Annotated in this window: 26 protein-coding genes, 1 pseudogene and 1 other annotated feature; of the genes and pseudogenes, 4 read left to right on the top strand and 23 right to left on the bottom strand. The window is 38.4% G+C overall.

Annotated elements, in window-relative coordinates:
- Window positions 1-42: 42 nt before the first annotated feature.
- From AC0KUU_RS06710 to AC0KUU_RS06700, 3 genes are all read right to left on the bottom strand, one after another.
- Window positions 43-1,005: a quinone oxidoreductase family protein gene (locus AC0KUU_RS06710; protein ID WP_043983029.1), complete on the bottom strand. Its 963-nt coding sequence runs from the start codon at window positions 1,003-1,005 to the stop codon at window positions 43-45.
- Between the two features lie 119 nt (window positions 1,006-1,124).
- Window positions 1,125-2,639 (bottom strand): acetyl-CoA hydrolase/transferase family protein, encoded by a 1,515-nt coding sequence (locus AC0KUU_RS06705; RefSeq protein ID WP_322552122.1) that lies wholly within the window; start codon window positions 2,637-2,639, stop codon window positions 1,125-1,127.
- A gap of 132 nt (window positions 2,640-2,771) precedes the next feature.
- A complete protein-coding gene (locus AC0KUU_RS06700; protein ID WP_050690645.1) occupies window positions 2,772-3,416 on the bottom strand; it encodes a LytTR family DNA-binding domain-containing protein in 645 nt (214 codons plus the stop codon).
- A gap of 158 nt (window positions 3,417-3,574) precedes the next feature.
- On the opposite strand from AC0KUU_RS06700, the gene AC0KUU_RS06695 reads away from it, so the two are divergent.
- Entirely contained in the window at window positions 3,575-4,255 is a 681-nt protein-coding gene (locus AC0KUU_RS06695; RefSeq protein ID WP_028408225.1) for a DUF421 domain-containing protein, read from the top strand.
- A gap of 33 nt (window positions 4,256-4,288) precedes the next feature.
- Here AC0KUU_RS06695 and AC0KUU_RS06690 read toward each other — a convergent pair whose 3' ends face one another.
- The 4 genes from AC0KUU_RS06690 to AC0KUU_RS06675 form a co-directional block, all read right to left on the bottom strand.
- A complete protein-coding gene (locus tag AC0KUU_RS06690) occupies window positions 4,289-5,776 on the bottom strand; it encodes a DHA2 family efflux MFS transporter permease subunit (RefSeq protein WP_043983032.1) in 1,488 nt (495 codons plus the stop codon).
- 279 nt (window positions 5,777-6,055) lie between these two features.
- Window positions 6,056-6,613, bottom strand: coding sequence for a 3D domain-containing protein (locus tag AC0KUU_RS06685; protein ID WP_162214390.1), 558 nt, complete (start codon window positions 6,611-6,613; stop codon window positions 6,056-6,058).
- A 625-nt stretch (window positions 6,614-7,238) separates the two neighbouring features.
- Entirely contained in the window at window positions 7,239-8,123 is an 885-nt protein-coding gene (locus AC0KUU_RS06680; RefSeq protein ID WP_322552123.1) for a superoxide dismutase, read from the bottom strand.
- A gap of 140 nt (window positions 8,124-8,263) precedes the next feature.
- Entirely contained in the window at window positions 8,264-9,094 is an 831-nt protein-coding gene (locus tag AC0KUU_RS06675) for a hypothetical protein (RefSeq protein WP_043983033.1), read from the bottom strand.
- Window positions 9,095-9,325: 231 nt separating this feature from the next.
- Between AC0KUU_RS06675 and AC0KUU_RS06670 the strand changes: the two genes are divergently transcribed.
- On the top strand, window positions 9,326-9,991 hold the full coding sequence (locus AC0KUU_RS06670) for a cupin domain-containing protein (RefSeq protein WP_043983035.1): 666 nt from the start codon (window positions 9,326-9,328) through the stop codon (window positions 9,989-9,991).
- A 53-nt stretch (window positions 9,992-10,044) separates the two neighbouring features.
- Here AC0KUU_RS06670 and AC0KUU_RS06665 read toward each other — a convergent pair whose 3' ends face one another.
- The 3 genes from AC0KUU_RS06665 to AC0KUU_RS06655 all read right to left on the bottom strand — a co-directional run bounded on the left by AC0KUU_RS06665 (window position 10,045) and on the right by AC0KUU_RS06655 (window position 11,725).
- Complete coding sequence (locus AC0KUU_RS06665; RefSeq protein ID WP_224357852.1) at window positions 10,045-10,281, bottom strand: hypothetical protein; 237 nt, start codon at window positions 10,279-10,281, stop codon at window positions 10,045-10,047.
- A gap of 55 nt (window positions 10,282-10,336) precedes the next feature.
- Window positions 10,337-10,921 (bottom strand): hypothetical protein, encoded by a 585-nt coding sequence (locus AC0KUU_RS06660; protein WP_043983041.1) that lies wholly within the window; start codon window positions 10,919-10,921, stop codon window positions 10,337-10,339.
- A 96-nt stretch (window positions 10,922-11,017) separates the two neighbouring features.
- Window positions 11,018-11,725, bottom strand: a complete 708-nt coding sequence (locus tag AC0KUU_RS06655) for a Type 1 glutamine amidotransferase-like domain-containing protein (RefSeq protein WP_162214391.1) — start codon at window positions 11,723-11,725, stop codon at window positions 11,018-11,020.
- Between the two features lie 108 nt (window positions 11,726-11,833).
- Between AC0KUU_RS06655 and AC0KUU_RS06650 the strand changes: the two genes are divergently transcribed.
- Window positions 11,834-12,337: an immunoglobulin-like domain-containing protein gene (locus AC0KUU_RS06650; protein WP_043983045.1), complete on the top strand. Its 504-nt coding sequence runs from the start codon at window positions 11,834-11,836 to the stop codon at window positions 12,335-12,337.
- Between the two features lie 318 nt (window positions 12,338-12,655).
- Here AC0KUU_RS06650 and ileS read toward each other — a convergent pair whose 3' ends face one another.
- From ileS to AC0KUU_RS06615, 7 genes are all read right to left on the bottom strand, one after another.
- Complete coding sequence (gene ileS, locus AC0KUU_RS06645) at window positions 12,656-15,754, bottom strand: isoleucine--tRNA ligase (RefSeq protein ID WP_322552124.1); 3,099 nt, start codon at window positions 15,752-15,754, stop codon at window positions 12,656-12,658.
- A gap of 52 nt (window positions 15,755-15,806) precedes the next feature.
- Window positions 15,807-16,048, bottom strand: a binding site (T-box leader).
- Window positions 16,049-16,266: 218 nt separating this feature from the next.
- On the bottom strand, window positions 16,267-17,616 hold the full coding sequence (locus AC0KUU_RS06640; RefSeq protein ID WP_322552125.1) for an FAD-binding oxidoreductase: 1,350 nt from the start codon (window positions 17,614-17,616) through the stop codon (window positions 16,267-16,269).
- Window positions 17,617-18,048: 432 nt separating this feature from the next.
- A complete protein-coding gene (locus AC0KUU_RS06635; RefSeq protein WP_322552471.1) occupies window positions 18,049-18,495 on the bottom strand; it encodes an SMI1/KNR4 family protein in 447 nt (148 codons plus the stop codon).
- 113 nt (window positions 18,496-18,608) lie between these two features.
- Complete coding sequence (locus AC0KUU_RS06630) at window positions 18,609-19,106, bottom strand: hypothetical protein (RefSeq protein WP_322552126.1); 498 nt, start codon at window positions 19,104-19,106, stop codon at window positions 18,609-18,611.
- Between the two features lie 60 nt (window positions 19,107-19,166).
- Entirely contained in the window at window positions 19,167-19,685 is a 519-nt protein-coding gene (locus tag AC0KUU_RS06625; RefSeq protein ID WP_322552127.1) for a SecY-interacting protein Syd, read from the bottom strand.
- Window positions 19,686-19,718: 33 nt separating this feature from the next.
- Window positions 19,719-20,261: a SecY-interacting protein Syd gene (locus AC0KUU_RS06620; RefSeq protein WP_322552128.1), complete on the bottom strand. Its 543-nt coding sequence runs from the start codon at window positions 20,259-20,261 to the stop codon at window positions 19,719-19,721.
- A 246-nt stretch (window positions 20,262-20,507) separates the two neighbouring features.
- Entirely contained in the window at window positions 20,508-20,954 is a 447-nt protein-coding gene (locus AC0KUU_RS06615; protein ID WP_162214398.1) for an SMI1/KNR4 family protein, read from the bottom strand.
- A 195-nt stretch (window positions 20,955-21,149) separates the two neighbouring features.
- On the opposite strand from AC0KUU_RS06615, the pseudogene AC0KUU_RS06610 reads away from it, so the two are divergent.
- Window positions 21,150-21,409 (top strand): annotated as a pseudogene (locus tag AC0KUU_RS06610) (IS3 family transposase); the annotation flags it as partial.
- Window positions 21,410-21,503: 94 nt separating this feature from the next.
- On the opposite strand, the gene imm48 reads toward AC0KUU_RS06610, so the two are convergent.
- From imm48 to AC0KUU_RS06580, 6 genes are all read right to left on the bottom strand, one after another.
- The gene (imm48, locus tag AC0KUU_RS06605; protein WP_162214400.1) at window positions 21,504-21,908 is read right to left on the bottom strand and encodes an Imm48 family immunity protein; all 405 of its coding nucleotides are present in this window, start codon (window positions 21,906-21,908) and stop codon (window positions 21,504-21,506) included.
- Window positions 21,909-21,917: 9 nt separating this feature from the next.
- Entirely contained in the window at window positions 21,918-22,409 is a 492-nt protein-coding gene (locus tag AC0KUU_RS06600; protein ID WP_165575043.1) for a hypothetical protein, read from the bottom strand.
- A gap of 13 nt (window positions 22,410-22,422) precedes the next feature.
- Entirely contained in the window at window positions 22,423-22,749 is a 327-nt protein-coding gene (locus tag AC0KUU_RS06595; RefSeq protein WP_237075010.1) for a SecY-interacting protein Syd, read from the bottom strand.
- A 493-nt stretch (window positions 22,750-23,242) separates the two neighbouring features.
- Entirely contained in the window at window positions 23,243-23,794 is a 552-nt protein-coding gene (locus AC0KUU_RS06590) for an SUKH-4 family immunity protein (RefSeq protein ID WP_098196604.1), read from the bottom strand.
- A gap of 4 nt (window positions 23,795-23,798) precedes the next feature.
- Window positions 23,799-25,877: a T7SS effector LXG polymorphic toxin gene (locus AC0KUU_RS06585; RefSeq protein ID WP_322552129.1), complete on the bottom strand. Its 2,079-nt coding sequence runs from the start codon at window positions 25,875-25,877 to the stop codon at window positions 23,799-23,801.
- Window positions 25,829-25,987 (bottom strand): hypothetical protein, encoded by a 159-nt coding sequence (locus tag AC0KUU_RS06580; protein ID WP_322552130.1) that lies wholly within the window; start codon window positions 25,985-25,987, stop codon window positions 25,829-25,831. The genes AC0KUU_RS06585 and AC0KUU_RS06580 overlap by 49 nt, the downstream gene beginning before the upstream one ends.
- Between the last annotated feature and the right edge of the window lie 500 nt (window positions 25,988-26,487).

Here is a 26,487-nt window from a genome sequence, read left to right as displayed (position 1 = left end):
CTTTACTAACAGAAAAAAGCCCTTGACTAAAGGGCCTTTCTTTTACGGTCTTAACAAAATTTTCCCTGTACTTTTCCGGCTTTCAAGCAGCTCATGCGCTTTTGCTCCGTCTTTTAAATCGAACACCACGGGATCAGTTAACACAAGCTGATCTTTACTGATCCACTCAAACAGCTGCTGTGAACGTACTTTACGTTCTTCATAAGATACGAGCACGTTCCATAAGTCTCCACCTGTAAGCGTTTTAGAGGTGTCCATCAGCATACGCGGGTCGACCGGGGCCGGATCGCCTCCTGCCATTCCGTAAAATACCACGGTTCCGCCTGTTTTTACGGCTTCAAAGCTTTTTTCTAGTGTAACTCCTACAGATTCATAGGCAACATCTGCGCCTCGCTTCGTTACTTCTTTCACTTGTTCCACCCAGTTATCTTCGTATAAAAAGACATAGTCAGCACCTGCTTGAGCCGCTGCTTTTGCTTTTTCAGAAGATGACGTTAAGCCAATGACTTGTCCGCCTAATAGCTTGGCAATTTGAACTAAAAGCTGACCTACACCTCCAGCAGCTGCGTGAACAAGTACATAATCGCCGGGCTGAATGCTGTAGCTGTCTTGTGTTAAATAGTGAGCCGTTAACCCTTGTAAAAGCACAGAAGCAGCTGCGTCAAACGAAATATCGTCAGGTACGGCAATGATTTTATCTTGTGGCACGGCCACAAGCTCTGCATTTGCAAAAGGGACGTCAGCAAACGCAATACGGTCTCCTACGTTAACGTGACTTACTTCTGCTCCTACTTCTTCTACCACACCTGCTCCTTCATATCCTAAAATATACGGAGGTGTACCCGTTAAGTGGTAGTTCCCTTTTCTTCGGTACACATCAGCAAAATTAAGTCCAATTGCTTTTGTTCTTACTAATACGTCTGTTGGACCAATAGAGGGGTTCGGTATATCTTGATAGTGGAGAACGTCAGGTCCTCCAAATCTTTCAAACACTAATGCTTTCATATATAAGTTACCTCGTTTTCTTTATGTATTCCCTTTCATCGTAATTCAAAGAGATAACAAACACAAGTTTCTGACTCAAGGGAAAAACGCTTTGTCTCCTAAGGAGATAAAGCGTTCTTTTACTTTGTTTGCTCTACAACTTCTCGCATCGTTCCATTTTTTTGATAAGACATATGAAAAGAAAAGGCTTTTTCAAGAACGTGCGGTGTTTGTCCGCCTCGCGTGAGCGCTTCTTCGTAATACGCCATAAGCTGGTCGCGGTACATTGGATGTGCACAATTTTCAATGATTCGTTTTGCTCGTTCTCTTGGAGCGAGTCCGCGCAGGTCTGCGTATCCTTGCTCTGTTACAATCACATCCACATCGTGTTCCGTATGATCAACGTGTGAAACAAACGGCACTATACTTGAAATATCGCCGTTTTTGGCAATAGATTTTGTTACAAAAATACCGAGACGCGCATTTCGGGCAAAATCTCCTGAGCCTCCGATTCCGTTCATCATTTTTGTTCCCATCACATGCGTGGAATTGACGTTTCCGTAAATGTCTAGCTCTAGGGCAGTGTTAATAGAAATCAGTCCTAAGCGACGAATGATTTCTGGATGGTTTGAAATTTCCTGCGGGCGAAGAATGAGCTTATCTCGATAGGCTTCAAAATTAGAGAAAACTTGTTTCATTTTATCCGCTGAAAGCGTAATTGAGCAGCAGGAAGCAAACGTAACTTTTCCTGCGTCAAATAAATCAAACACGGCGTCTTGCAATACTTCTGAATACACTTCTAAATCATGAAACTCTGAATCTAACAAACCGTGGAAAACGGCATTTGCCACAGATCCAATTCCAGATTGTAAAGGAGCAAGCGATTCAGTTAATCGCCCTTCTTTAATTTCTTCACGTAAAAATGAAATCAGATTTTGAGCCATCACAACCGTTTCTTCGTCAGGTGCTACAATCGTAGACGGTGAATCTAGCTGATTTGTAAACACAATACCCTTTACTTTATCTAAATCAATTGGTATGCCTAATGAACCAATACGATCATCAGATTTTTTCAAAGGAATTGCATCTCTTTGTCCTTGAACGCCCGGATCATATAGGTCATGAATGCCTTCTAACAGCTCTGGCTGCGCTGTGTTAATTTCAATAATAATAGATTTTGCATGCTCGGCAAACACCATCGAATTGCCGATTGAGGTTGTTGGAATCATTATTCCGTCATCCGTAATAGAAACCGCTTCCAAAATAGCGAAATCTATTGAATCTAACACGCCTGAACGCACCCATTCAGAAGTATGCGATAAATGCTGGTCAATAAACTGAAATTCACCTTCATTAATTTTTTTACGCATGGTTGGGTCCGCTTGAAACGGCAGGCGCTTGTTTAACATGCCTTTTTCTGCAAATAGCTTATCCACATCTGATCCAAGTGAAGCACCGGTATACACGCTTACTTTTATCGGTTCTGTTTCTGCTCGTTTCGCTAGCGCAAACGGGACAGCTTTGACATCCCCCGCGCGTGTAAAACCGCTTAGACCAAGAGTCATTCCATCTTGAATCCAAGACGCTGCTTCTTCAGCAGAGACAACTCGATTCTTTAGTGCTTCATCCTTAATTCGACTGCAAACGTTTTCCATTCTGTTCACTCCTTGTTTTTGCTCTTTTTTACCATTTTACTGTAAAGCGAGCGTACACAAGAGTTTTTGGAATGAAATGGACAAAAATAGCGATAAAACAGCATATTTGATGATAATTAAGCAAAATGACGGTTAAAACCCAAGGAGTTTTCGAAAATAGCTGGCGTACGACTGACTGACCGGAATTTTTTCTCCGTTGTTCATCACTAATAAAAAAGTTGAATGTGTATCAGGATAAATTTCTTGAATTTGCGTCACATTGACGATAAAAGAACGATGACAGCGCACAAACTCTTCTTTTGGAAGCACATAATCAAATTCATTTAACGTGTATTTATGCGTACCCGTATACTTCTGTGCGTACACATATGTTTTTCGGTCACGCGCTTCTACGTAGATAATTTTTGAGAAAGGAACCGGTATCCATCCCTCGTTCACCTTTAACGTCACAACTGACTTTCCGCTCGTTAACGCGGGAAAAATCGCCGTCACGCACCCTTGAACCTCTCCTTCATCTAAAAAAGGCACGGCCATGCCATAGTAAGGTGTGCCGAATACGTCTCGGTGAATAAATTCCGACACTTTTTGCTTTCGTTCTAATGCTTTATATGTAATCGTTCCTTTTTTTATTTGATCTCCAGGGCTGATTTTTAAGTTAATTCGTTTGCTTGCTCGGTAATACACGTACGTTTCTAGATCTGAAACGGCAATCGACGCTTCATCGGAGAACAATTCACTGATGACATCTAATAATGCGGATGCTTTAAACGGTTTCATCTTTTCACCTTCTTTTGTCTAGTTAAACACGCTGCTTCTTTATTGTAGCGCAAAAGCAAAAGCGATTGGGAGACAAGCATGGAATTTATCCTTTTAACTGCATAAAATTTCTATTTTTTCACAACATAAAACAATGAAATGAAGGAAGGGTGAAATGTATGGGCTATGCTGAATCGACGTTTCGAATCGCCTGTTCATTTTTTGTGCTGCTTCTTTTAACGCGGCTCATGGGAAAAACAGAAATCAGCCAGCTAAATGTGTTTACATTCATTACGGCGATTACGATTGGTAATATCGCTTCTTCCCTCTCCACTGATAAGCGAGTAGAGATTGATAAAGGAGTGTATTCTCTGCTAGGATGGACATTTTTAACGATCGCTATGGGCTATCTTGGAATGAAATCGAAAAAAGCGCGGCATCTTATTACCGGTGAGCCTAAAATTGTGATTAAGCAAGGGAAAGTGATGGAAAAGGCGTTAAAACAAGTCCGGCTAGATATTGAATCTCTTTTAGGCATGCTGAGGCAGCAAAATGTATTTTCCATAAAAGATGTAGAATACGCCATATTAGAAATCAACGGAAACCTTTCCGTTATGCAAAAACAAGATAAAAAGCCGAACTCGTGGTCAAAAACGCTTTTATTCCCCACTTCAACAGGCGTTATTTACGATGGAAAAGCGAATGAAGATGCCTTGAAGGACCTGCATGTAGATAATAATTGGCTGCATAAACAGCTAGAAAAAGCGGGAGTCAACTCAATTGATGACGTCTTTTACGCTGAGGTTCAGTCCGACGGATCGCTTTACATTGACTATAAAAAAGACAAATTTAACTCATAAAAAAAATCCGTACCAAAAGGCACGGATTTTTTATTAGCTTGCTTTTTTTACACGATTTGTAATGGTATCTTCTTTTGGTGATGTTTTACGAATAAAGAAGGCTAAAACAAACGCGATCACACTTAAAATCGTTGCAATCATAAACGCATCGTTAATACCCATTGCCGTACCTTGATTCACAGCTTCAGCCATACTGCCTTTATCTGTCGGCAAAATTTGCTGATTCGTGACGATGTTTTTCACGTGTTTTTCACCTTGATTCATCATAATAGATACAAAGAACGCCATTCCTACAGCTCCAGCAACCATTCGAAGCGTATTAACCATCGCTGTGCCGTATTTATTTAAGCTAAGCGCAAGCTCATTTAATCCTGCTGTAAAGATTGGCATCATGAGCAGCGACATACCAAACATACGAACAGTATAAACAATCATTACATACATAAATGTTGTTGTTGTTTCAAGTTTTGTTAGTTCATATGTTGTTACAACGGTAATCGCTAAACCAATAACAGCAAGCCATCTTGCGCCAAACTTATCAAACAGACGTCCTGTAATCGGAGACATAATCCCCATTACAATTCCCCCTGGCAGTAACAGCAAGCCTGAAAGAAACGGTGAAAAACCGCGTACGTTTTGCATATAAATCGGCATTAAAATCATACCTGAAAACATTGCCATTGTCACAATCACGTTAATGATTGTTGTTAATGTGAACATACGGTAACGGAAAATACGGAATTCAAGAAGCGGCTGATCGATTTTTAACTGACGGAAAATAAAGAACAGAATTGAAATACCGCCTACAATGAACATGGCTAATACTTCAGTGCTGGTCCAGCCCTTTGTACCGCCCGTAGCGAACGCATAAAGCAAGCCGCCAAATCCAATTGTTGACAAAATAACGCCAAGCACATCTAGCTTAGGTCGGCTTGTTTCTGTCACGTTTTTCACTAAAATAATAGCCGCAATTACGTTAATAAGTGCAATTGGAAACATCATAAAGAATAAAACGCGCCATGAGTAGTGCTCAACTATTAAACCAGAAAGCGTCGGCCCTACTGCCGGTGCGAAGTTCATCGCTACACCAAAAATCCCCATCGCAAAACCGCGTCGGTCAGGCGGGAATAATGTAAAGATAACGTTGGTAATTAACGGAAATAAAATCCCTGCTCCTGCTGCTTGCACGACGCGTCCCACTAAAATAACGGAAAATGTCGGTGCAATACCGCAAAGCAGTGTTCCTACTGTAAACAGACTCATTGCTGTAATATACAGCTGCCTTGTAGTAAATCGATTCATTAAAAATGCTGTAATCGGAATAACAATTCCGTTTACTAACATAAAGATGGTTGTTAACCAGTTGCCCGTAGCCGCCGTTACATGGAAATGATCCATCATTTGCGGAAGCGCAATGTTAATCAGCGTTTGATTTAAAAAAGCGACGAGCGCTCCCATTATCATTACGCCAAAAATAGACCGAGTTCGGGCTTGATCGGACTGTTGTGTTTGTGTATTCATTTTAACAAGACCTTTCCCTTTAAAATTATCTGTATGTAAATCTTCAGATGACAAACAGGTTAAGAATATATTTTATGTGTTCATTCTATTAATTTATGTCACGAATATTTAATGAACTTAATTATATACCGGATAAATATATCCGTTTCCGAAATATTTGTCAACAAATATGATCATTTTCGTAAAACTTTTCCATCAGTATATATAAAGTAGCATGCCCTTTAATGAAGAAAAAAATGAGAGCCCTTCAACGAAGGCTCTCATTCCCTTAAGAAATACTTATTTTAAGATTTGAACTTTTACTGTTTTTCTTCCCCATTTTAACGCTTCTTTTTGAGAAGGAAGAAGAACGTCAATTTTATTTCCTTTAATCGCACCGCCCGTATCAGCTGCGATTGCCGTGCCATAACCTTCTACGTATACTTTTGAACCAAGCTTAATCACTTTTGGATCGACAGAAATCACTTTTTGATTTGGATTCTTTTTCAAGTCAATTCCAATCGCTGTTTTTCCGCTGCAGCCTTTGCAGTTCGCTGTGTACGCTGTTGCTGTTACTTTAAATTCTTTCACAACGTTTGAAGACTTCGCAGGCGCTGCTTTAGCAGGCGTGCTTGATTTTACTTGAGATACTTTTAATACTTGTTTCGGATGAATGCTGTCTGACTTTAAGTTATTCCACTGTTTCAGCTGACTAACCGATACTTTATATGTCTTTGCAATTTTGTATAGCGAATCTCCGCTTTTTACTGTATATGTATTTGTTGCAGCTGATGCACCACTTGCCACTCCGAACAGTGACATTAGAACTAAACTGAACGTAATCATTGCCTTTTTCATGTAATTGATTTCCCCTTTATCTACCAATACATAAAAAATAACACATGAATATTACAGTTATATTTCAGTATCATGTCAATAGTTTGATAGTTTAGTTACAGTAAAAATAAAGATTCTTCCTTTTAAACTAGTAAATTAATCACCTTTACTCTTCAAAAACATACATATTTAGGTATATGACGGTGCTTTTACACACATTTACACTGGATTATTTCATTTGTAACATTTCACTGGTTCTAGAGGCTTATACTTTGTTTTATATTGGTTATTTAGAACATAGTTTATTTAAAATTAATAAATGCGTTAAAGGAGCTTAATATACATCACTTTTTACACCGCTGTTGATTTCCGTGCAAGACTTCGCTTTCGGCGGGTGGCCGATGAGCCTCCTTGTCGCTTGCGCTCCTGCGGGGTCTCATCTATTCCACTATTTCCTCAGGAATCTTCGTCTTGCTCTCCAATTAACTGCTAGAAACGCATACATACATGATCGCCATAACAATAAAAAAATCCGAACGAGTTGGATTCTCCATCAAGAATCTCAATTCATCGTTCGGATCTTTCTTCAACTAAAATACTTTTATCATAGCCTTTTTATTTGAAATTAAAATGCCTGCATTCCTTGTTAATATGGCTGCCACTGAAGCATTTTAGCTGCCTCGAACCTTTTTTCTACATTGGGCCAGTAAACTATTTTCCACCAATTATCAACGTACGGATCACGTTCATTTTTGTACTGCAAATAATAGGCGTGTTCCCATACGTCTAATACGAGCAGCGGAATCGTATCCCACTGCGTGAGAAGCTGATGGCGCTCAGCTTGCAAGACTTCAAGCTTTCGCGAACGCGGCGACCATACTAAGATAGCCCAGCCCACACCTTCCACTTTTTTTGCAGCTTGAGAAAAATGCATCATAAATTTCTCATAGCTGCCAAAGTCTTTTTGAAGCTGCTGCAGCAGCTGTCGTTTCGGCCTCCCTCCTCCTTCTGGACTCATAATTTCCCAAAAGATTGTATGCAAGTAATGACCTGAGCCATGAAAAGAAGCTTCCCGTTCCCAATGTTTTATGAGGTCAAAATTGTTTGTGTTACGGGCTTGCTGCAGCATGAGCTCTGCTTTATTTAATCCATCTACATAGCTTTGATGATGCTTGCTGTGATGAAGACGCATAATTTCCCGGTTAATATACGGTTCAAGAGCTGAATAGCTATATCCAAGCGGCGGCAGCTCGTGCTGTCCTGGCGCTATCGATTCTCGCTCCCTGCCGTCGTCTCCAAGCCGCTCTTTTAAAACTTTATCAATATGCCGCACTGCATTATTGATTTCTTCTAACGTATATTCGTTGACATCTTCTTCGCTTAAATATTCAAGAACGTCTTCTTGCGTGCGCGTTATATATGACGTTATATCTACTTCTATAATGGCTTCTTCAAATACAGGATCACATACTTGTTCAAGCCAGGTCTGAACTTCCATCAAGTATCTTTTTCTCTCATCTTGATCGGCCATACTTTCCCTCCTTACACCTCATCTTCACTATCATATTCAAAAGAAGAAGCAACATAACTTCCTACTTGTATCTATTGAGTTAGAAAATTCGACATAAAAAAGGCAAGAGTTCCTTTAAGCTTGAACTCTTGCCTTTTTTATTATATCTTCTTTGCCATATTTACATAATCAATCGTTTCTTGCTTGCTAACAGCCGCGTGCTTCAGCTTTGGATTATAATAGAGCTCGACTTTTATATTATTGATTTCACAGTCATCTGGCATATCCTGCAAATCCATTAAAAATGGCAGCAAGTGATTGTTCATATCGTATTCAAACGCCCCGTTTTGCAAGTAATACACCTTCGGCACATAGTTAATATGGCGAAAAAACTTCACTACGTTAATTCGCTCACCGTATAAGGCCATCACTTCATCTTCTGTCAAGTTCGGATAAGATAAATTAAACACTTGCCGAACCGGCGTTTTCAGCCACTTGGTCAAGCAAGTCTGCGGATTGTTGACAAGCGCTTTTGCTCCTTTCATGTACCCCGCTAAAAACATCGACATAAAGCCGCCGCCCGATGATCCGTAAAATAGCACATTAGACGAACTCACCTGTACTTTTTTCATGAACTTTTCAATTACAACCGCAATGTCTTTTAAATAAAAACGATCGCTTGTCCCTTGTCCCCACGCAAGCGACACTTTTCCTAAATAAAGCGTGGGGTCGTTGTAATAAATAATGGAATCTTGGAATTCATTCATCCACGAATGGCGCTGAAAATATGGAGGGCCTGCAGGCATTTCCTGACTTGCCCCTCCTCCTGAACCAAACACAAGCAAATGAGAAGACTCTTTTTTTAATCTCACTAAAAACTCAAACAGCACTCCGTTCCACTCAACCGCGACTAAAACGGGCTTATTAAACGGCAGCTGAAGTTCGTCCAGCTTCTCATACGTACTAGTTATTTTTTCATATTGATCAAGCAACAGCTCTGCAACCCACTTTCCTTAAAATGATCCGTCGTATGCGTCTGACATTGATCATGGCTCTGTAAAAAAAGAACCTGTTACAGTATATGAAAATCAGTGGACAAATGATTGTACACCTTATCAAAAAGAGGCCCTTACCTATATATCCTTCTAGGCTTCTGTCACGAAATACAACGCTTCACATACGATACAGCATCATAAAAATTCAAGGATCGGAGCTGAAGACCCTTGTCAACGTCTTATATGGATTACAATAACCCAAACGTACAATACTTTTCCGATTTGAACAAAAACAGACTTAATACGCGCAATGATGAAAACTATATTAACCGGCTAGGAAGAGATGTGCTAAATACTCTTGGAAACGTATCGTTACTCGATATTTACTTAAGCAAAAGCCGCGTGGTCGAACCGCACTATCATCAAAATGCCGCTGAGCTTGTTTACTGCATTTCAGGCTCAGCCGTCGTTTCATTAATCAATCCGTTTAACAACGAAGTCACAAATATTCCAATTACTCCCGGTCAAGTAGCCAATATCCCTCAAGGCTGGTGGCACTGGGAGATTGCGTCTGAAGACAATACGCATTTACTTGCCATTTTTGACGCCCCTTACCCGGAATACATTTTTGGATCGGACATTTTAAATAAGACGCCTATTGAAGTCCTTGCTCACACGTACTGCTTAGATCCGGAGCAACTAAAGAAAACGCTGGCTCCGTTAAAAAATCAAACCATCGTGATTGGACCAACAGGCGAATGCGGAGAAAAAGAACACTATAAAAAGGAAAAACAAGTTGGCCCAGCCTACTATCATACGTCTCCTTATATGTATCCTCCGCCTCAGAATCCCTACTATCACCCTCAAAGCCCCTATCACTATCGGTACTGGTAGAAACAAAAAAACCGCTGCCAACGCAACGGTTTTTTGTTGAATACATAACATTATTAGTCTGTATATGTACTATGAAAGGCTGCTTCAATATATGCAACTTGGAAATGATAATGTCCAATTAAATATTTCACAATATCCACTTGATCAATTTTGCCAGGCTTATCGACCATCGCTTCTTTCACCATTTTTTCAAATGTACCTTGATCAAACTGTTCTTCATGAACAACAATTGTCTCAGAGTACGTTTCATCTTGTCCTTCTGAAATGCGGTAGTAATACAATTTTTTCACCTCAATTTATCTTAAATATATGTATACCCCTAACTAATAACCTTCAAACATTTTTTCAACGTTCTTTTTCCGCTTTACGATAAGCCGCGGCTTTTACTTTTACAAGCAGCCTTGTAAACCAGTATGCTACTAGCGTTATTCCTATATCAATAAGAAAAATATAAAACAAACTCATTCCTTTTCCTGAATCAATAAACCCAAAATAGTCTTCAAGAGGCGCCAATCCAAATGAAAAAACAGCGCTCAACAGAATGGTATACAGATAGAAGCTCTTTTGATGATTCGTGCAATATTGATAAAGCAGGAGAAAACCTACTGGCAAAATAGAAGCTGTAATATTCGTTGCGTTTGGAAGCTGCGGCGTTAAGAAAAATGTGTGTGTTAAATAACCGGTTCTTCCCAGTGCAATATCCGTATATGCCCAAAGCACATGCACCGTATACCCAAAGAAAAACACCTCAAAGATCCGTGTTCGGTCTGCGGTAAAATACAACAACACAAGAGGAAGAACGAGCGAAGCAAGTACCACCCAAAACTGCCAGTTCCCAAAATCTGAATACTGATGCCAATACGAAGATAATAACTCCTGCAGCTTATCGCTTTGTTCATGTATGTTTCCCCAGTATTGTTTATAGCTCACTGAAGTACCCTCCTAGATAGAATCTCTGCTTATGTATGTACAAATAAGCTCCATTTTATACAGAGATTTATACAGAGAAACATGAGAAGTGGCCATTTATTGCTTGCGATCACCCAAATAGGTCACCGGAAGCTCACGTTCAATTACGTCTTCCGCTTTCCGATTAACAACATACGCTTTTGCTGTAGGTCTTGAGCTAAGTGATGCAGACAGCTTTTCGTCTTTAAAATGCAGCGCGACTCCGTCATCTACAGCGTAACCTTCTTTCATTTCCCCGCTTGCAATTAATTCATGATACGAGGGTCTTCGATTGCTTTCTCCGTCATAGTGAGGACAGTTGCTCCCCGTTAAAAACCCTAAACAATTTAGTTTAGACAGTTTGTTGTTCATTGAATCAGTGACACCTTCTTCAAACCAGCAAAGTGAACCTGCGCTTATTCCTGCCAAAATAATTCCTTTTTTATAAGCCGCTTTTAAAATCGTATCCAGTCCCCATTCTTTCCATAAAAGAAGCATATTCCTTGTATTACCGCCTCCTACATACAAAATATCCTGCTGCAGCACATATGCTTTTAAATTCATAAAGTTTTGAGAAAACAGCGATAAATGAGCCGGTTTGCATTCCAACTTCCCAAACGCTTCATAAAACCTTTCTATATAATTATCCGCATCTCCGCTTGCTGTAGGGATAAAGCAGATCTTCGGTACGTTCGTATGGGCTTGTGAAAGTATGTATTGATCCAGCAGCAAGTTATCCGGCTCCATTGAAAAGCCTCCGCCGCCCATGGCTATAATTTGTCTCATTTCAATTCTCCCTTTCAAAAAAGTGATATGAAAAATGGAAATTCATACTATTTTCAATAGATGGTTTTCCGTATAATGGAAGAGTAAAAAAAAGGTGGTGTAAAGCTTTTGAAAATAGTACGAACACTTTTACTAATACTAGGCATTTTTATTATCTTGTTTTGTATCTTTGGCTATATCGATTATAACGGTCAAAAAATGGAGCTAGGAGCCAAACAAGAAAAAAACATCCCATCTTCCATTAACACTGACGGAGGAACCATTACGCTATCTGCTGTCAGTAAAAAATACGATAAAACGCAGTTTGGCTTTTTTGTTATTCAAAACAATTCGACGCATACCTTAACGATTCCTTATGAAAATACGGCGGATCACTTAAAAGACGGAAAGTGGTACGAAGTTGTGCTAAACGGATTAGAGTTTCCTGATAAAAATGTCACGCTGAAGCCAGGGAAATCCTTCAAACAAGATATCGCAACTCCTAACTACAAGGTAGGAAAATATCGTTTTGTGCAGCACTTTAAAGATGAAAATGGCAAAGAGTATGTATTAGCGGCTCCTTTTGAAATTGTCTGGCCGAGTCTTAAGAACGTTCTCGGGCAGTTTGATTAAAGGTAAAAGAGAGAGTTAGAAATACCGAAATTCATCTCACCTAAAGACGAGCAAATCGGGTGAACGATTAGTATGAATTGTTTGTTACCCCGCTGTTGATTTCCGTGCAAGACTTCGCTTTCCGCGGGCGGCCGGTGAGCCTCCTCGTCGCTTTCGCTCCTGCGGGGTCTCACCTGTTCCGCTTTTCCCGCAGGAGTCTTCGTCTTGCCCTCCAATCCACAGCTAGAAGGTGCTACGTTCACTATAAAAACAGAAAAAACGAACGGTTAATAGATAAACCGTTCGTACATTAATTCAACTTATCCTTGCCTCTCTTTATCAGCTCTGATTTAAAACACGAAGCGTAACTTGCTTTGTTCCGACCTTTACCGTCTCTCCGTTTTCGATAGTTTCTGTCACATGAAGACTGTGCAGCAGAAGATTTTCTTGAAGCAGCGTTTCAAACTTCGCCACGGCTTTCTGCACTTCTTTGTCTCCGCTAAGCTCTAAATCAATACGTAAATTCACGGGTAAATCCAGCTTTTTGCGATAATCTTGAACCGCTCGAATTACTTCACGAGCGACTCCTTCCTGCACGAGTTCTTCGGTTAACGCCGTATCCAACACCGCAGTATACGTGCCGTTTGATGCAACCGCAAAACCTTCTTTTGGCACTTTTTCAACAAGTACGTCAGCCGTTTCAAGCGTTGAGCTTTCTCCTGAAGCAAGCGTAACACTTAGCTTGCCTTGTTCAACAAACTCTTTTCCTTGCTCTTCTGAAAGGTTTTTCAGCGCTTGGTTGACCTCATTCACTTGTTTTCCGAACTTTGGTCCAGCCTGTTTAAAATCGAGTTTTAATACGTATGAAACAAGTTTGTCGTCGTCTTGCTCCACGTTAAAGTTCTTTACATTAAGCTCATCTTTGATGACATCACGATATGCTTTCCACTCTACATCTTCTTCCGTTACCACAAGCGAAAGACTTTGCAAAGGCTGCTTTACTTTTAACGAATGCGTATTTCGAATGCTTCGGCCTAGTTCCACTACTTGAAGCACCGCTGCCATTTCTTTTTCCAGCTTTTCGTTCACTTTCGTTTGATCACAAACAGGATAGTCTGCTAAATGAACGCTTTTCCCTGTTAGATTTTCATGAATATCATCCGCAACAAACGGCGTAAACGGTGCTAACAGCTGACTTAACGTCACTAACACTTTATGAAGCGTATCGTAAGCCGCTGCTTTTTCTCCGTCCATTCCTTCTGACCAAAAACGATCGCGGGAACGTCGCACATACCAGTTGCTTAGCTCTTCAATAAATGCCGCGATTTCACGAGCCGCGCTTGTAAATCCGTAATCTTCAAGATGTACTGTTGCGCGCTTGACCGTGCTGTGCAAACGCGAAAGAATCCACTCATCCAATTTTGTTTTTTTCAATTCATACGTTTGCTTCGGGTCATAGCCGTCAAGCTTAGCGTACAACACGTAAAAGCCGTACACGTTCACGAGTGTATCAATCACTTTTGACTTCGCTTCTTGCACGACGCGCTCTGAAAATTTCTTCGGATTCCAAGGCGCACTGTCTGCTAAAAGCGCCCATCTAAGCGCATCGGCACCAAATGCATGAATAAGATCAACAGGGTCCAGCGCATTTCCTTTACTTTTAGACATCTTTTGACCGTTTTCATCTAAGACGTGACCAAGAGACAAAACGCGCTTATACGGTGCTTTGCCTGTAAACAGCGTTGAAACTGCCATCAAGCTGTAAAACCAGCCGCGCGTTTGATCAATTCCTTCTGCGATAACGTCTGCTGGAAACTGTTTTTGGAACAGTTCATTATTTTCAAACGGATAGTGATACTGTGCAAACGGCATCGACCCGCTGTCAAACCAAACGTCAATCACTTCCGACGTTCGCTTCATTTCTCCGCTGCAGACCGGACACGTCAGCTGCACGTCATCTACATACGGCTTATGAAGTTCAATGCTGTCAACCACGGAATGAGACGCATGTTCCTGAAGCTCTTTGATGCTTTTTGGCGCTACTTGATGCTGGCATGCTCCGCATTCCCACACGTTCAGGGGCGTTCCCCAGTAGCGCTTTCTGCTGATGTTCCAGTCCACCATATTTTCTAAAAAATTGCCAAAGCGACCGTGCTTGATATGATCCGGGTACCACGTCACGCTTTCATTGTTTTTCAAAAACTGTTCCTTCAACGCCGTCGTTTGGATAAACCAGCTTTCATTTGCGTAATAAAGAAGCGGCGAGTCGCATCGCCAGCAAAACGGATAGCTGTGCTCGTGCTTTTCTTTATGATACAGCACATCTTGATTGGCTAAATAACGAACGATATCAACGTCGCAGTCTTTCACGAAACGTCCTTGAAAAAGCGGCACTTCAGACGTGTACTGTCCTTTTTCATCCACTACGTTCACAAATGAAAAGCCGTTTTCTTTTACAACTCTGTAATCATCTTCGCCGTATGCAGGTGCTAAATGAACAACTCCTGTTCCGCTTTGATCCGTTACGTAATCAGCCGTTACGACTTCATGCCCTTTTTCCACTTTCACAAAATGAAACGGCGGGTCATACGACATCCCTTTTAACTCATTTCCTTTATGGTGAGATAAAACCGTATACCCTCCTTTTAACACTTTGTCTGCGAGCGCTTCTGCCACTATATACACGCTGTCGCCTTGCTCAGCGCGGACATAACTCATCTCTTCATGCACCGCGAGCGCCACGTTTGACGGAAGCGTCCAAGGCGTTGTCGTCCAGCCTAAAAAATACTCATTATCGCGGTTTTTCACTTTAAATTTCACCGTTACCGTTAAATCTTTTACATCTTTATACCCTTGCGCCACTTCATGCGAACTTAATGATGTTTGACAGCTCGGGCAGTAAGGTGATACGCGGTGGCCTTTATAAAGAAGTCCTTTATCATGAATCGTGCCAAGCACGTTCCATACACTTTCAATGTATGAATTCTCCAAGGTGATGTAAGGGTCTTCCATATCAACCCAATAGCCAAGCTGCTCCGTGAACGTGCGCCACTGCTTTTCATACACAAACACACTTTCCTTACACTTATTGATAAAAGCTTCTACGCCGTATTTTTCAATGTCATGCTTCCCAGATATTCCGAGCTGCTTTTCAACACCGAGCTCAACCGGAAGTCCGTGCGTATCCCAGCCTGCTTTTCGAATTACTTGATACCCCGTCATCGTTTTATAACGGGCCACAACGTCTTTAATCGTCCGGCCTAGCGCGTGCCCCACGTGAGGCAAACCGTTTGCTGTGGGAGGTCCTTCATAAAATACAAACGACGGCTGCCCTTCTCGGTTTTGAACCGACTGCTGAAACACATTTCCTTTTTGCCACTGCTGCTGGATACGCTGTTCGCGCTCTTGCGAAGACTCCCTTACATTCACTTCTTTCATGTGATACCACTCCTTTTAAAGTTAAAAGCACACAAAGAAACCCGTCCCTATGACTAGGGACGGGTTTTAACCGCGGTACCACCCTGGCTTCTATTGATCCGTTCATCAATAGCACTCAGCAACGTACAATCATACGCGTTCTTTTTAACGGTAGACTACCGTTCAAACTTACTTATCGTTCAGTTTGACTTCTCAGAGAGGATATTCCCCTGCAGCTTGAACACCGGCTTTCAGCTATCACCAGCTCTCTGTGGAACAAACTTGCAGCGTACTGATTCTCTTCAACGAATTTGTGTGCTTTTATTAGTAGCTATTGTATGCATTTTGGAAGGGAATGTCAATGTTTATGATATTTATGTATGTTTCTTCTTATAATACAGCCGTCTATTGATAAAATAACTGCTTACCACTGTTTGCTGCCTTTTTCACGCTCTCAGGAAAAGGCAATGTACACAAAAAACCACCTCATTCAAGGTGGGTATTATTTGCATCTACCACTTGAAAGATGATCTTTAAAACCAGTTAATAAACGGCGGGATGCTCTGAGGGAAATGAAATAGATTGCACGGATCATATGCTCGTTTCACTTCTCGAAGCTTTTTAAAATTCTCTCCATAATAAGCTGTTGGCCAATCTCTGATGAACCGGTCCGGCCAGTTCACATAATCTCCAGTTGTATATCTCGATAAAGCATTTCTTAATTCTTCAATCCATCGAATGTTTGCTCGCTCTTCTGAAGGATGGCTCCATGTAGCAAGGTACTCCTGTGCGATAATAGCATCTCTATAATAGAAGGCCGTTTCATTAGAGCCAACCTCCTCCACTGCTCCTCCAAGAGACTGGTGCCAAATACTAGATTTTTCATTCGGAGCATTTTCTAAAAAATGCTTCATTGTTAAAATAGCGTCTTTTGGAAAAGGTTTATTAAGAAAAGAACCTGACCTTTTTCGAGGGGCAGGTTGGTTTCCGCTCGGATCGTCAAAAAATTGTACAGCTTCAATATATGAAACTTCCTTTATTACTACTTTTTTAGGACACCCAACATCTATTAAAGGCTGCAGGAGTTCCTTTAACTTGAATGATGAACCAACGAATTCACCTTGAGCGATAATCTGATTTGCTTCCTTGGATTTTAACTCAATCTCCGAAGTTAAGCGCTTATCGGTATTTGTGGCCCAGTGCTGCCATGCATCAAAAGCAGCTTCGAAATCTTCCCATTCCCATGTAATTGAAAAGATTGACACCTTTGAGATAGGCTGCACTTTGAATGTAAGGGACGTAACAATACCAAAGTTTCCGCCTCCGCCTCCACAACAAGCCCAAAAGAGATCACTGTTGTGATTTTTATTTGCCTTAATGAGTTCAACTTCTCTCTGTTCATTTACTATGGCCATTTCAACTTCAACCAAATTATCACAGGTAAGCCCAAACAACCTTGATAACATCCCAATTCCTCCGCCAAGCACAAGGCCTACAAGACCAACACTGCTTTCCGTACCTGCAGGGACAGTCGTTCCTTTTTCCCATAATTCATTATATACTTTCCCTAGATTAGCTCCTGCTTCTATTTTCGCTGTCATGTCTTTAGAGTTGAACGTGATTCTATCCATTTCACTGACATCAATCACTAATCCACCGTTTACTAATGAAAAATTTTCATAGCTATGCCTACCGCTTCTTATTCGAAATGGGACATGATTTTCCTTTACCCACTTCAATGCATTTACTACATCGTTTGTATTCTGACAAAATACAATTATTCTTGGAAATTTAGGCACACCTAAATTATTATTTGTTCTAGCCTGATCATATTCCGCATCATCAGGTGTAACGATTCGTCCAGTAAGCTTTGTTTCCTCCACGATATAACCCCTTTCTCACATAATACAGATAAGATGCTCTATCCTATGAATTTTCTTCAAAAAAGACACACAGTTTAAAGGGAGGAAACAGAGAATAGAAAACTTACTGGAGAGGTTCTGGACAAGTGTGCTCATTTATTTTTGATGCATCAACTCTCTTGTTGTAGATAAGTTTTCAATTGAACAAATCTTTGCTATAGATTAAAGCTTTCCTGGCGGTGTTGTAAACCGCATAAATTGAAGTACTTTTTATTTCCTATTAAATTATTTAAAAGTGCTATATCACAGATTTTTTCCATTTGAGTATAGGGCAATTTATATTCTTTAAATGAATGATTCGCCTTCCAAAAATGAAACTTCTTAATTATATCTGCTAAAAAAACCATTGAGCTTAGCCAACGGTTTTTTAGGGTTCTTTATTTTATCTATTATTCAGATATCGTATCCTGCTAGATCAATATAGTACCTATCATCCTCCACCATCTTCTTCAAAAACTCTTCTAAAGAATCGGCAATTTTTATATCATCATAATAAATCGCATTGTTCTGTTCTTCACTTATTTCTATCAACAGCAAGGCACTTTCATTTGCTTCAAAAAATATTAATTTGCCTGCTTCAAGATCTTCGTAAAGTTCGATATCAGTGTAAAATTCAAAATCGTTTACTTTTAATCTAGCGTCCCTGATTGAAGAAGGCCCCATGATACGGTTTACATTATATTCTGAACCCTGAAGGAAGCCATACCCCACCTCTAAAAGAAACTTGCTTAACTCAAAAGGAAACTTTAAGCCCAACGTTCCTTCTACTTCTTTAATATCACTTTCATATACGGGGTAAAATTGATTATCTTTTTGATCCGCGACAAAGTCGTACCTCATCATTTCCTCTCCTTTAGATCTTACACATACGTACACTCATTACACATTGCTTAACTTAATCCTCATCAGACAAAGCAAAAGCATCACTAACATCCTCTAATTCTTCCATGATGCTATTGAAGTCGCCCTCTATATGCAATAATTCCACCGTCTGGATAATCCCCACACCATCCACAAGGCAAATACCCGGATCTATGTAATTTAAATATGCTTTCAAAGAAGTTATTTTTAGTACCATTAACCGTTCTACTAATTGCACAATTGTTTAAATCTGCTACGATGTCTTCAAAAAAGGCGTCATAATCTTTTAGGCTCTGTCGTAAGTTTTTAGCTATAACTTTTACTATTTCTTCTAACTCACGAGGTTTTTCAGCGTCCGTTAAATCATAATATCCCTCCCATACGTCACTCATTTTTAATTCTCTAATGTCTTTCCAACTGTATTCTTCTTCACCATATACTTCTTCATATGCAAGATATTCAGCCTTACCATAATCGTATATTACTTGTATTTTATCTACATCTTCTTTTTCTAGAGAAACCTGGCCATAATTTTTTGATAGCTCAATGACCTCTTCTACTAAAGTATTAAACTTACCACCATTATTCATTACTTATGGAGCCGCCTTTCCAAATTGTGATTCTTTCTTTTTTCCGAATGAAGCCTTGTATCATAAACCCTTAATCAACCCCGAGAGATTTCTACTAATCCTTTTAAATGATTTTCTTTCATAATCTTCTAGCTTTACCTCTCCGCTTTTATTGTCTACCACTAACAGCAAACCGTTAGATTCTATCCCTATAGGAATGTTGACGAGGTGATGATGATGAGCTGCTTTATAAAGCTTTGTTTCTTGTTTGAAATCTTGTAATTCTACCCCCGGTACAACAGGATTTAATACTAAGTCATATCCATTGTAGGTTCCAGCCAGTTCTAAAAACCAGTAGGAATTAAAATCAGCCTTAATATCGGGATGCAGCTGAACGTTAAGTTCCTTTTCTACATCTTCAAAATTACTGTCCACCTCTTTTTTCAAAGGTTTCCAAGCTATATAGCCTTCTTCATCTTTTTTACCTTCAAAAATAAACTGTTCTGTTTCTTCCATCCACTCAGTCATAGGCAACGTACCATTAAAAGCTTTCCACTCTTTTAGTAATTTGGTAAAGTATATTTCCGTTGCTTGTTTCACATTTACTATTCCTTTCCTCATCTTCTCGATAAATTATGATTTCTTCAGCTTTATTTTTCTTATTAATTCCTCAAGGGAATGCTCCAATAATGTTAATTCGTTCGTTTCATAATCTTCTATATAAACTTTTCCGGTCTTATTATCTATGTTAATGGCCATTTCGTCCGGAGAAATAAAACCTATCTGTATGTATCTAAATTCCTTTCCTTGACTTTCATCATAATGCGCAAGATGTTTAAAATAACTTCGTACATCCTTACCCGGTTCAACAGGCTCAAGGCATATATATTTCGAATGATAAAGACCTTCTAAGCTTAAAAATAAATAACTGTTAAAATACTCTTTAATTGAATGATGCAAAGGCATTTCAATTTCAGCTTCAATCATACTAAAGTTTTCAACAGCCTTTTTTTCTACTGGCTTCCAAAAAACATACTCTTCTTCATCAGGCTCACTTACATATAGCATTGGATTTATCTCTTCATCCCACGGTGCCTTTGGAAATGTATTATCGTTTTCATTCCAATAATCTAGCAGTCTTTCAAAATAATCCGTCATTATCCCTTTTATACTCATCCTAAGTCTGCTTTATTTAAACTTACCGACTGAAATTTGCTCAATTTCTCCTTTTAATTTCCTCTTAAAGTTTTTCTCTTGGCGTTTTCTAATAATTAATAGAATAACTTTTTGAAATGTTCATCTTGTTTATACCATAGGTTTTAAAGTTTCAGACATCCCTCTATACACTTAAACATAATAAAAAACCTTGAAAGGTATAGAGCCAATCAAGGGTAAATAACTTAACAACCATATAGATTAATTTTAAAAGTCTTCGTCCCAATTTTCTTTGGCATCAAGAAGTCTATTTGTTAAAAACTCATAAAAGTTATCTGCTCTTTTGCCACTATATCCATCAATTCTGTCCCACGACACAACTACACATTCAGCGTCAATTAGGTTTTCAGTATCTAAACAATATACAAACTCTTCACAGTTTTCAACAACTACGTATTGAATTGGCAATCCAATGTTCCGAAATCTTTCAGTGTTTGTTATTACAGATGGAGTTGCGGATTTCCCCCAGCCAAGTATATCTACTCCAAACAGTCCTCCAGAACCATAATTTTCAAGAAACCAGATATAACTATCCGGAAATTTCACTTTAAGTGCTTTTTCAACTTCTTTAATAATTTCGTCTAAGACTCCTCCAGTAAAATCGTTAATCTTAGAATTGAATTGAATAAATTCACTGATTTCTTTTTGGTTCAAATTATTTCTCTCCTCATTAAAATCCTCTACAATAAGTTCTTTTGAGACCTCTATATAGTGCAGTAGACTATCCAATAAAGTGTATTATATTCTTAAACATATTTATCAATGTATCATAAACCGCTAATCAAAATCTACACTTAACCCAGCTAGTGTTTCTTACGGTAACAGCCTCAGCACTTTCGTATTTAATGATATAGTAATAAAGAAATCCCCTATTCCCTAAATCAACAAGGAATTACACAGAGTATGTCACGAAAATGGAGTTGTTGTGACAATGGTATAGTCGAATCTTCTTTGGAATTATGAAGTCTGAACCTTTTAAGCAATTTGAAAGTGTTGAACATTTTAAAAAGGAATTGAAGAAGTGTACTTACTATAAGCATAGAGGGATCAAAACAACATTAAAAGGCATGAGTCCAGTCCAATACCGAACTCATGCCCTGCAAGTTGCCTGCCAAAATAACCTGTCTAACTTTATGGGATCACTTCAAAACTTAAGGCTCTTTTCAGATTATAGCTTACTAATATTTAATGGATAAAAGTTCTTTAGGAACCACTTTTAATTATATCTATTATATTATGAATGTTTTCTTTTAATTCTTGATTCCTATTCTCTTTATACTGATGATATGCCTGAATTCCCCTATGAATAATAGCATTCATAGTAGGATGAAACGACTTATCTGTACACTCAATTAAAAAATCAAAAAACTCTGCACTAGCTGGGGGAGAATAAGAAAATACTTCTATAAGTATATTTATGGTAGCTCCCTGAATCTGTATAGCATCTTTTTTCTCTTTAAGAGAATAGCCGTTTATCATACCGAAACAAAATGTCGATACAACTTGTTTTTCTTGTTCATCTAAATTTTCCGGGGGTAATTGACATATTTCTAAAAAATGATTAACCACCTTTTTCATCTCGCTATAATATGCTAAATTACGCTCCATTTTTTCCTCTTAATATACTAATATGTTTCCATTTGGATAATCTCCATCCCATCCACAAGGAATATGACCACTTAAATAGATGTCTAACATACTAGTATAAAAATCTGAATTATAATATTTCTCATATGTAAGCACCATAATGATGTTGATAATATCAAATTTAACAGAATTCACTATATCACTTGATAACCCTAATATGCTTACTTGGTTTTCGATTTTATCAACAACTTTAGGTAATACCTCTGTTTTAACTTCTCTCACTAATACATTCCAATTTTTATTATACAGCTCCGGTTTATTCTTGGCTAAATAACCCGTTAAATTATTTCTCTCTTCAAGACAAATATTTTCCCATTTCACTCCTTTTACATTCTTATTAACTACTTTTTTATTTGATAAATAAGAATAATTACTTCCTTTTGGAAGATTAGTTTCAACTCCACAGTATTCTAGCCAATTATTAGATGTTATCGCTTCAACTACGGCATTATTTAGTTCCATATAGTTTTCTCCTCTATTTATTCTTCAATTTTATTTCTTCTATTAATTCTTGAAGAGAATGTGCCGCTAAATTCAATTCATTCGTCTCGTAATCCTCTATATAAACTTTTCCTGTCTCGTTATCTACGTTAATTGCCCTCTCATCTGGAGAAATAAAACCTATCTGTATATATCTGAATTCATTGCCTCGGCTTTCTTCATAGCTCTTCAAGTTTTTAAAATAAGTCAATAAATCTTTATCTGGCTCAACAGGTTCAAGGTATATATAATTTGAATGATAAAAACCCTCTAAGCTTAAAAATAAATAACTATTGAAATATTCTTTGATTGTTTCATGCAAGCGTATTTTACACTTTCAATTGTGTCAAAGTCTTCAACATCTCTTTTTTCTATTGGCTTCCAAAAATATACTCTTCTTCGTCAGGCTCACTTAAATATAGTACCGGATTTATGTCTCCATCCCACGGAGCTTTTGGGACTCCATTATATTTGTCATTACAATAATCTAGTAATCTCTCAAAATAATTCGTCATTGCACCTTTTACTTTCTTAAGTCTCCTTCATTAATCTTTCCATCACTTTAATTTCCTTTTTTCATAACCCTTTACACTACATAGATGTAACGAATCTAAAACGACTATTGCTAATTTTCAGTTGTAATAACCATTTCTCTAAAACAAAAAACATCACTCGTGAAATTCAAGTGATGTTTTTGCACAAAATCCAAAAGTATTTCCTTAATTATAAAAAGTTTAAAATATAAACCTTTTAATGTATTAAATCATCCAGCTACATACTTTACCGCTTTTCTATATGAAGTTTTTTAGCATGATTTATTCATAAAAATTCTCAACTTCAATAGGCCAAAAATACCCGTTTCCCATACATTTAGGGTCAATTTTATTTAATTGTTCTTTTAACCAATTAATTACGGATTCTGGTATATCGTTATCGATAAAAGCATCTTCACCATTTATTTGAATTGCCTTATCAATCATTCTTGAATATACTAATAAACATTCGGCAAATTGATTTATGGAAGAATTAATAAATACTTCTTTATAGTCATTACCATTATTAAGAAACACCACATTTTCTGTTTCTTTTATTATACATATTGGATCACCAGAACCAGTTGACCCTAAAAACCAATAGTTTTGAAACTCTTCTGGCATACTGAATATACTTGTAATAGAATTTAATACCCCTTGTGAGGAAGTAAAATCCAGATACGGTGCGGGAGTTTCAGGTAAACCTCCTATAGATAAAAACTGTTTTACTTCATCAGAAAAACCTGTGTTTACTAAAGCATCATATTCAAATTTTATTAGGGGCCCGTCTTTTTCAACATTCCATTTCTTATTAAACTCTTCTGGTAAAATCATTTTCTCACCTTCCTGAATTATTTATAAAAGTTTCCAATCTATTTGCAATTTTATCATCTATTCCAGTAATTCCCCACTCCTTTTCAACATTATGAATACCACCATATCCTGGATGCAAGCTTTTCGGTAAAGCTGCCGCTTGGCCACCCTCTCCTATATGATGATGCCTCATAGAATCTTTTATATAATCACCGTACTGAGGAAAATATTCTATGAATTGTTTATCAACCACAGGAACTCTCCCCCTTTTTATCATAGCTGTATTTTCTGGACTCCAAAATTCAGGATTACTTTTAAGCAATGTATTAAAAAACTTTTTTGCATTTCTCTCCCATCCCGCAGCATTAGTTCCTGCATTACCTTTACCTTTAAAATTCATTTCAACTACAAGTCTAGGATCAACTAAATATTCTATATCATAATCTGTTAAATCTCTGCCTTTATATCCTCGAATTTGATCATATTTTCCATCATTACTCCATCTAGGAATATCAAATGATTCCTTGTTGTTAGTTACACATCTATCTAAATGAAGATGTTGCTTATCTACTGACAGATCGACCGTTGATTTTTTAAACGAATCAACCTTTCTCTTCTCCACCTTACTAACACCATTCGGCTCCTTTATAAACCTTCCATTACCATCACGCCAACGTTTTCCATCAAAGGACTCTTTTCCTATAAAATGCATCGTATCTTTAGCCGTACTCTTCAACACATCCCGTACAGTTTGCTGCGCAAAGTCTACACTCACACCCACTGGTGCTTCCTGCGGTAAAAACCTCGGTACTTTTGCATCTAATACAGCATCATACATTTTCTTGGCTTTATCAACACCAGCTGCCGGCATGTTTCGCATTGCCCGCTGGATGTCTTTTCCGTATTTAGTCACTTTAGTCGTACGAACTACTTTGCGCATATCATTGAACTTTTTCGTGACTGTCTGTGCACCTTTTTCAACAAGCTGAGTGGATGCTTTTGAAGCGAGTACACCACCTGCCGCAATCCCAAACGATTGAAACAAACTAGCCTGTTGCTGCTTTTTTGTAAGCTTATTTCCTAATACATCTTTACCTGTTGTATACTCGTACATTCCATTCGTTAATACAAGTCCGTACAGCCCTTTTTCTGTTTGTTCAAGCGCTTTGAAAGCTTTAGGTGTTTGATAAAGAGCCATCGCACGGTGCGCGGCACTCATGCTTTTTGCGGTTTTGTAGACGACACTGGCTCCTTTTACCGCTCGTCCCGCCCAGCCTACGAACGGGATAAATCCAGCCGCTGCCATGGCTCCAGCCGTCACTCGCTGCGTTGTAGAAAGCTTTGTATGCGTAACGGGATCGACTCCCTCTACGGCTCGCTTATAATCATAGTATCCAGTAAGTTCTCCTGCAATGTCCAGTCCTTTTTCATACCATGGTTTATTGGCCTGAATTTGTCGTTGCCTTTCGGCTTCAATGGCTGCTTTTCTTTCTTTAATTTCTTGTTTTTGTTCAGCTTTTCCTTCTACATAACCTGAAGCGCCTTTATCAATTTGCTGCTGTGTTTTGTATGCTTCACTATGTTTGTAAGCTTTGGCATCAAAAGTGAGCTGATAAGCGCTGCCACCTTGAGAAGTCAGTTGTTCTAAACCATTTACGCTAAATTGAACGGATTCATAGAAAGAATTTAACATTTCATATTCACTTGAAAGTTGATTATCCAGTTCTTCTACTGAGGTAATAGTTTCTGTTCTTTTTTTCTCAGCAGCGCTTAACTCATCTTCAAAGGCCTCTGTGGGAAAGGGTGTAATATGTATAATATCTTCAATATTGCTTAAAATCGCTTCAAGTTCAGTGTGCTGCTGTTCGACCATTTGCTTAGAGCGATCATTAGCAACAGCCAGCTCTTGCTCTAAAAATGATACGTCTACAACCGTATCACCTTTTAATTTAGCTTGTTCCGCATAATCTGCAATACTATTAAAATAGGATTGATGTGAAGATACAAGGCTTTTCCAATGCGTAACCATATCTACTTGTGATGCATAAAAGTCTTTTATACTGTCGGCACCTTTCCCTTGAAATTCATGATCGAGTGTAGCCACGGCATGAAGGGCTTTTTTAATACATCTAGCTGTTCATCAAATGCTTTGTAAGCCTCCACTCTGTCTTTTGCATAAGCTAAAAGCGTACTGTCTTCATATACTTTTCCCATTAAATACCCTCTTTTATTTTATGATTAATATATCTCTGGTTTGAGTTTTTCCTCTATTATCCATTATAAAACTGCTAATACACTATCTAAATAGGATAATAATCCCTTTTATAAGCTTGTTGATTCATTAAAAAGGATATAACTTCAAAATAAAAGAGAATAGTCATAGGTATAAATATTTATCTCTAGTTTATATCATGTATAAAAACACTATGCTTCATGATTAGATTACATTATTCCTAATTGCTTTCCTTGTCGCAATTCTACTAAAGTGTAAAGTTTATTTACGGCATACTATCACATCTCAAAATCATATCATTCTACAAAAGAAAAGCTACATTCATCTCAAAAATACTGGTCACACTCTGGTCATATTTTGGTCATACACTATAGAAAATCAACGGAAACTATAGTTCATTTAAATCTCAAAATCCCCCTTAAACCCTTGACATAGAGGCATTTCTGAATATAGTAGAAAACTACAGGAAATTTCATTTTCC

This window comes from Priestia sp. ST2 (genome assembly GCF_055810735.1).
This window is presented reverse-complemented; position numbering and strand designations above follow the sequence as displayed.